The following is a 7,302-nucleotide window of genomic DNA, read 5'->3' as shown; positions in this document are numbered from 1 at the left end:
ACCACCTGATCCCATCCCGAACTCAGAAGTGAAACGATGCATCGCCGATGGTAGTGTGGGGTTTCCCCATGTGAGAGTAGGTCATCGTCAAGATTGAATTCCCAAAACCCCTGTCTGCTGACGTAGACAGGGGTTTTGTCGTTTGGGCCCGGTGATCGGAGAGACGCCCGACGACCAGCAAACTCCGAGGCCGTTGCTATGCTGTGAATGTCGGGCATCGGCAAAAAACAAGCCCGTGAGGTCTATGTGCCACTGGTCATGGGGATTCCAATAATGAAAAACCCTTATGCTCCCGGGTTCTGGTGCGCCATCGCGGCATTGGTGCTGCTTTCGGCTACTTATTTCTATGGTGTCATGCTGACTCACCAGATCGAAAAAGCACTGATTTTTTTAGACAGCGCTTCCGCCCTCATTGGCGTAATTTCCATCGCTGTCGTGGCCTGGGCATCGGTGCAAGGCCAACGCATCAAGAAGAAACACCTGGACCAAGGCAAGACCCTGGTGCTGATCTGGGATACCAAGGTAGCGTTACGGCGGGTCGAAACAGTGTTCGATCGTTACTTCTGGGGCAGTTACTGGCAGCCAGGCCGTACATTCCAGGAGGTCATGGGGGAACTCACCGGCACCCCGCTGGAAAAAAGTCTCGAGGCCCTGAAAGTCCAATGCGCTGCCCTGGATAAGCAAGTCGCGCAAGAAGGTTGGCATTGGCTCAACAATGCCCGTGAGTTGTGTGATGTCGCCAACGCCATGGCTCGTGAGCGTTATCAACTGGACTTCTGTGACCCTCGCGCCGAGTCATCGGGCGCTGCGGTGATCAACCGCGACTTTGAAGTGTTGGTGTACACCTGGACGGCACGGCTCAGGACTTTCGATCACCAACTCGACGAGATTGAAGTCCAATATTCGTAGACCACCTCTCAAGAATTCGCTTTTCCCCCTTTAAACATTGGGCCTCCAAGGGGCCTGATGGTAATCTCCCCCGCACTTCACGGCGTCGAGCCACCCCCTTTCGCGGGCCAGGGAAGACGGCGACTTTCAACCAATGGATATCGATCGGGTCACTCATGAATAAATCAGCAAGCGTACTCCTGGGAATCGTTGTGGTTGTCGGTGCGATCAGCGCGGGCGGCGCCTGGTACACCGGCACCAAGCTCGAAGGAGTGCTGCAGAACGCGATTGCCGACAGTAACAAGCAGATGGCGATTGCCCTGACCGGTTCCAACAGTTCGTCCTCCATTGAACTGGTTTCGCTGGAGCGAGGGATTTTCAGCAGCACCGCCCGTTATCGCCTCAAGGGTGAAGGCGAGATGTTTGGCGGCGAAGCGGTCGAGTTGCAGCTGGTAGACAATATCGAACATGGACCGCTGCCATTTTCGCGCTTGATGACACTCAAGTGGCTGCCGGTCATGGCGACCAGCCATACAGAAATCGAGCGCAACCCGCTGACCGATAAATGGTTTGCCGCCGCCAAGGATAAGTCGCCGGTCAAAGGCGTGTTCAACCTGGGTTACGATCAGTCGGTCAACGGTACCTTGGAGCTGCTGCCCCTGGACACCAAGCTGGATGAGCAATCCCATCTGATCTTCTCTGGCCTCAAGTTTGACCTGGCCGCCAGCGCCCAGGCCGAGAAGATCAAGCTCGATGGCTACATGGACAACCTCAAGCTGACCACCGTCGCAGAGGATCAAAGCCCGGTACAGGTTGAACTCAACGGGCTCACGCTCGCCAGCAACCTGAGCAAGAGTTCTTACGGCTATTACCTGGGTGAGAACGCCGTGATCCTGAGCAATACCAAGGCCATCTTCGGTGAGCAGAAGTCGGTGGTGGGCTTGAAGAATCTGGAGATGAAGAACAGCAGCACCGAGAGCGGCACCAATGCTTCGGGGCGTGCCGATTACAAAATCGGCGAGTTGTCGTTCAACGAGAAGGCTATCGGCTCGGCACACATGGCGCTGAGCCTGAAGAACCTGGACGTTCCCGCTACGATGTCACTGATGCAGCTCTATCAGACCAAGCTGCAGCCTTATGAAAAGGCCGCAGCCGAGGCCGCTGAAGCAGGCGAGCCGGCTCCAGAGCTGAACCTGACCGAGGCAGAAGAGAAGCAGGTCAAGGCTGATCTTGAAAAGATCCTGGCCGGCAGTCCTCAAGTGGCGGTGGAAAAACTGGCGTTCAGCACTCCTAACGGCGAGAGCAGCGCCAGCCTGGTCATTAACCTGGCCAAGCCTCAGTCCATGGACCTGCCACCTGACGAACTGGGGCGGCAACTGCTCGCACTGTTGGAGCTCAACGTGAAGGTGTCCAAGCCGATGCTGGCTGACCTGGCGACCGTACAGGCACAAATGGAAGGTCAGACCGACGCCAAGTTGATCGCCGATCAGGCGACGGCCACCAGCGACATGTTCAGTGCGATGGCAGTCGGCACTCAGCTGGCTACCCTGGAAGGCAATGACGTGGTGACCAGGCTGCGCTATGCCAACGATCAGGTCGACTTCAATGGCCAGAAGATGACCGTAGAGCAGTTCACCACTTTCGTGATGAATCAGGTAGGTGGCGGCGTCGCTGTTCAGTAATTCTCGCCAGCGACATCCAGAACCGGTCCGTGCATTGCGCGCGGGCCGGTTTTTTTTGTCCGCTCACAAGGGGTTAGCAAATCTGACGGATTCTGAAGAATTGTTGCGTTCAGAAAAATGACCCGCATGGGGATGCAAGACTTAGCCCATTAGAGCTTGGCTGGATTCCTTTGATCCGGCTTCCTGTGTGATGGGCAAGGGGGCACTGCGACCCGGCTGGCCATGTAAGGGTGCTGACGAATGCCGCGTACCGTAGGTCCTTTTATTCAATGTGGTTTGCGCCCGTTGTTTGGCGTCGTGCTGTGCAGCCAATTGTGCTGGCCTGTACTGGGCTTTGCCGATACCGCCTATGACGAAGCGGTTCGTGACGCCCGTGCCGGTCGTCATGCGCCCGCCTTGGTTGCGTTGCGCGGGGTGCCGGTCGGCCAGGCCAGTACCGCGCAGATCAGCGATCATCTGCAGATCGCCAGCTGGGCCGGTCTGGATGCCGAAGTGGTGCAGGTTTATGAAAGCCAGGGTCGCTATCGCGATCTGCCAGTCCAGGCGCTGAGCGCTACGGCTCGGGCTTATCGTAATCTCAAACGCTGGGATCTGGCTGTCGAAGTCTATCGCCAGGCGCTGTTGAAAGATCCCCGCAACCCCGACCTGCAGCTCGGCCTGGCATTGACCCAGGCTGACGCGGGCAAGCCCGACGAAGCCGTTGCTCGTGCCAGGGCCATGGTTGCCGCCAAGCCCGAAGATCCGATGCGTCGCATGGCCCTGGGCTATGCACTGACACGTGCCGGCAATCCCCATGAGGCGCTGTTCGAATATGACCAGGCCTTCACTCGCGCCGGCAACAAGCCTGAAATCGCCCGGGAATATATCGACGCCCTGCAACGGGCTCGTCTGCCGGAGCCGGCGTTGCGCCTGGCCCGTCTGCAGCCAGGGTTGATCGAGCGTGGTGTACAGCGGCGCCTGGAAGGCGATGTGGCCGCTGAGCGGGTTCGCCTGGCGGACATGGCCACCCGCAGTGAAAAAGAGCGTTTTGTCATCGCTGATCGTGCCTTGGCCGATTACGACAAATTGCTTGCGACCTGGACGCCGGTAGCCGAGGCTCACGATGATGTGCTCCGCTGGCGTATCGACCGCATGGGCGCTCTGAACGCTCGCGCTTATCGGGCAGAGGTGATCGTCGAATACCAGAAGTTGCGCGCCGAGGGAGTGAGCATCCCCACGTATGCGTTGCGCTGGGTGGCGTCCTCCTATCTCGAGCAACGCCAGCCCGAAATCGCCGTCGATCTCTATCGTCAGGTCCTGACGGCGCCGGACGCCGATGCGGCGGATCGCTTCGAGGACAGCACGGCACTTTATTACGCCCTGCTGGAAAGCGAAAAGTCAGAGGAGGCCCGGGCCTTGGCCAAGGACTTGGCAAAGTCCCAGCGTCCGCGCGTCGAGCTCAAGGGGCTGCCCATCGGTAACCCCAACGATGAATGGATGGATGCCCAGCTGCTGGCTGCCCAGGCTGGTACCTACGGTGCTGATTATCCCTCTGCCGAAGCGAGCTTGGACACCTTGGTCAATCAGGGACCGGGCAACATCGGCTTGCGCCTGGCCCAGGCCGATCTGTACCGGGCCCGCGAATGGCCGCGACGCTCGGAAAACCTGCTCAAGGAGGTCGAGACGACCACCCCGCGCAACCGCGACCTGGAGGTCGCCCAGGCCCGCACCGCCATGGAGTTGCAGGAGTGGCGGCAACTGGATGCGCTGACTGACGATGTGGTGGCCCGCTACCCGGAGAACGCTCACGTCAAGCGCCTGCAACGCCAGCGCGAGGTGCACGACATGGCCGAGCTGCGTATCGAAGCCTACACCGGCAAGAGCTACGGTGGTGGCAACGGTGAGGCCGGCGCGGTGACCGGCAGCCGGGATTTTGGCATCGAGACCTTGCTTTATAGCCCACCCATCGACGAAGACTGGCGACTGTTCGGCGGCGCCGGCTACGCCACGGGGGATTTCGAGGAAGGGACCGGCCATCACCGCTGGCAGCGCCTTGGTGTGGAGCGGCGCACCCGGGACATGACGCTGGAGGCGGAAGTCTCGAATCACGCCTACGGTTCTGGCGATAAACAGGGCGCACGCCTGGCCGTGGCCCGGGATATCGACGATCACTGGCAGTACGGCGGCAGCCTGGATTACCTCTCGGCGAACACGCCGTTGAGAGCCCTCAACAGCGGCATCCGCGCCAACGGTGGCAGTGGTTTCGTTCGCTGGCGTGCCCATGAGAGTCGTGAGTGGCGACTGACCGTCAGCCCGTCCCATTTCAGCGATGGCAACAATCGTCTCGAGGCTTTGCTGAGTGGCCGCGAAGGACTTTACAGCGCCCCTCGGCTGCAGGTGGAGCTGGGCCTGGAAGTGAGCGCCAGCCGCAACAGTGGAACCGACGAAGTCCCGTACTTCAACCCCAAGTCGGACCTGGGCGTGATGCCCACCCTGACCGCCAACCATGTTTTGCACCGCCGCTATGAGACCACCTGGAGCCAGCAGTTCCAGGTCGGCGCCGGCACCTACAGCCAGCGCGACCATGGTACGGGTGCCATGGGCCTGCTGGGCTACGGCCAGCGTTTCATCTGGAACGATGTGCTCGAGGCCGGTGCCGCGCTGAGCTGGCTCAACCGCCCCTACGACGGCGATCGCGAGAGCGATCTGCGCCTGCTTGTCGACCTCACCTATCGCTTCTAGAAGAGTTTGAAGATGCCTGTCATTTCGCGATTCATCCTTCTGCTGGGCGTCTTGCTGGTCAGCGCCTGTGCCCAGCAGGCCCCGGCCTTCACGCCCCCTTCGCAGCGCCCGCTGGCGGCCAACGAGGCGCCCTGGCCAAAGAACCACGTACTTGGCATCGCCTACCACGATGTGAACGACCGTGATCCGGACCAGGCGCTGGTGGCCGTGCGCACCGAGCGCCTGATCGAACAGTTGGCCTGGCTGCGGGAAAACAACTATCAGCCGGTCACGGTGGACCAGATCATCACAGCCCGCAACGGCGGTCCGCAGTTGCCGCCACGGGCGGTGTTACTGAGTTTCGACGACGGTTACTCCAGTTTCTACACCCGCGTGATGCCGATCCTGCGTGCCTATAACTGGCCGGCGATCCTGGCTCCGGTGGGCAGCTGGATCGATACGCCGTCGAACCAGACGGTGGACTTCGCCGGTGTGCCGCGCAAGCGTTCGGAGTTCCTCACCTGGGAGCAGATCCGCGAGGTCTCCAAGTCTGGCCTGGTGGAAATCGCCGCGCATACCGATGCCAATCACAAAGGCGTGCTTGCCAATCCGCAAGGCAACCAGCAGCCCGCGGCGACAACCCGACGCTACGATCCCGCCACCGGACGCTATGAAACCGAAGCCGACTTCCAGGCTCGCCTGCGCCAGGACGTGGCGGCGATTTCCGAAAAGATCCGCAAGGTTGCCGGCTACAATCCGCGCGTCTGGGTCTGGCCGTACGGGGAAGCGGACGGTACCGCATTGCAGGTGATTGGCGACCACGGCTATCAGATGGCCCTGACGCTGGAGGATGGCCTCGACAGCCTCTCCAACCTGATGAGCGGGCCGCGCTTCCTGGTGGCTTCCGATCCGGATGGCGCGCACTTCGCCGAAAGCATGGTTTCGGTGCAGACGATGGACCCGATGCGAGTGGTCCATGTCGACCTGGATTACGTCTATGACCCGGATCCCGTGCAACAGGAAGCCAACGTCGGCAAGTTGATCCAGCGCATCTATGACCTGGGCGCCAATACCGTGTTCCTGCAGGCTTTCGCCGACCCTAAAGGTGACGGCCTGGTGCACTCGCTGTACTTCCCCAACCGTCACCTGCCCGTACGGGCGGACTTGTTCGACCGGGTGGCATGGCAACTGAAAACCCGAGCGAACGCCAAGGTTTTCGCCTGGATGCCCGTGCTCGGTTTTGCCCTGGACTCGAAGCTGCCGCGCGTGCAGCGTTGGGACCCGGAGACTGGCAGGACCGGCATCGCCAAGGATCAGTACGTCCGCTTGTCACCCTTCGACCCGAAGGTTCGGCATGTGATCGGCGAGATCTACGAGGACATGGCGCGAATGAGCTCGGTGGACGGCGTTCTGTACCATGACGACGCGGTGTTCTCCGACTTCGAGGATGCCGGCCCCGCTGCCTTGAAGGTCTATGCCGCCAACGGCCTCTCGACCTCCATCGCAGCCCTGCGGGACGACCCGGTGGCCATGCAGCGCTGGACTCGCTTCAAGAGCCGCTACCTGATCGATTTCACCCAGGAGCTCACTGCCAAGGTCCGGGCGATCCGTGGCCCGCAGGTGCAGACGGCCCGCAATCTGTTCGCCGAGCCCATGCTCAACCCTGAAAGCGAGGCCTGGTTTGCCCAGAATCTCGACGACTTCCTCGGTGCCTACGACTGGACGGCACCGATGGCCATGCCGTTGATGGAAAAGCAGACTCGCCGGCAGTCCGGCCCCTGGCTCGAACGCCTGGTCAACACGGTCAAGGCTCGTCCCGGCGCGCTCCAGCGCACCGTGTTCGAACTGCAGGCACGGGACTGGCACAGCCAACCGGCCAAGGACATCGACGGTGAACAACTGGCCGAATGGATGGGCGTGTTGAAACGCCAGGGCGTGACCAGTTTCGGCTACTACCCGGACAACTTCATCGAAGACCAGCCCGCCGTGAAAACCGTGCGCCCTGCGCTCTCCAACAAGTGGAATCCTTGAC

Annotated in this window: 4 protein-coding genes and 1 rRNA gene; all 5 read left to right on the top strand. The window is 60.9% G+C overall.

What is annotated here, in order from left to right:
- Positions 1-93 (top strand): 5S ribosomal RNA (rrf, locus tag BT179_RS25275); the annotation flags it as partial.
- Positions 94-273: 180 nt separating this feature from the next.
- The gene (locus BT179_RS25270) at positions 274-909 is read left to right on the top strand and encodes an NADH:ubiquinone oxidoreductase subunit N (protein WP_072398950.1); all 636 of its coding nucleotides are present in this window, start codon (positions 274-276) and stop codon (positions 907-909) included.
- A gap of 155 nt (positions 910-1,064) precedes the next feature.
- Entirely contained in the window at positions 1,065-2,570 is a 1,506-nt protein-coding gene (locus BT179_RS25265) for a YdgA family protein (RefSeq protein WP_072432187.1), read from the top strand.
- Positions 2,571-2,810: 240 nt separating this feature from the next.
- Positions 2,811-5,291, top strand: coding sequence for a poly-beta-1,6 N-acetyl-D-glucosamine export porin PgaA (gene pgaA / locus BT179_RS25260; RefSeq protein WP_072432188.1), 2,481 nt, complete (start codon positions 2,811-2,813; stop codon positions 5,289-5,291).
- Positions 5,292-5,303: 12 nt separating this feature from the next.
- Complete coding sequence (gene pgaB / locus BT179_RS25255) at positions 5,304-7,301, top strand: poly-beta-1,6-N-acetyl-D-glucosamine N-deacetylase PgaB (RefSeq protein ID WP_072432189.1); 1,998 nt, start codon at positions 5,304-5,306, stop codon at positions 7,299-7,301.
- Position 7,302 lies beyond the last annotated feature (1 nt).

Source organism: Pseudomonas sp. NFACC43, from assembly GCF_900119645.1.
Classification (GTDB): Bacteria; Pseudomonadota; Gammaproteobacteria; order Pseudomonadales; family Pseudomonadaceae; genus Aquipseudomonas.
Note: the sequence above shows the minus strand (reverse complement) of the source record. Positions and strands in the feature narration are given on the sequence as shown.

Coding starts and splice junctions, on each gene's coding strand:
- BT179_RS25270 (WP_072398950.1), top strand. CDS start 274: ATGAAAAACCCTTATGCTCCCGGGTTCTGGTGCGCCATCGCGGCATTG.
- pgaB (WP_072432189.1), top strand. CDS start 5,304: ATGCCTGTCATTTCGCGATTCATCCTTCTGCTGGGCGTCTTGCTGGTC.
- BT179_RS25265 (WP_072432187.1), top strand. CDS start 1,065: ATGAATAAATCAGCAAGCGTACTCCTGGGAATCGTTGTGGTTGTCGGT.
- pgaA (WP_072432188.1), top strand. CDS start 2,811: ATGCCGCGTACCGTAGGTCCTTTTATTCAATGTGGTTTGCGCCCGTTG.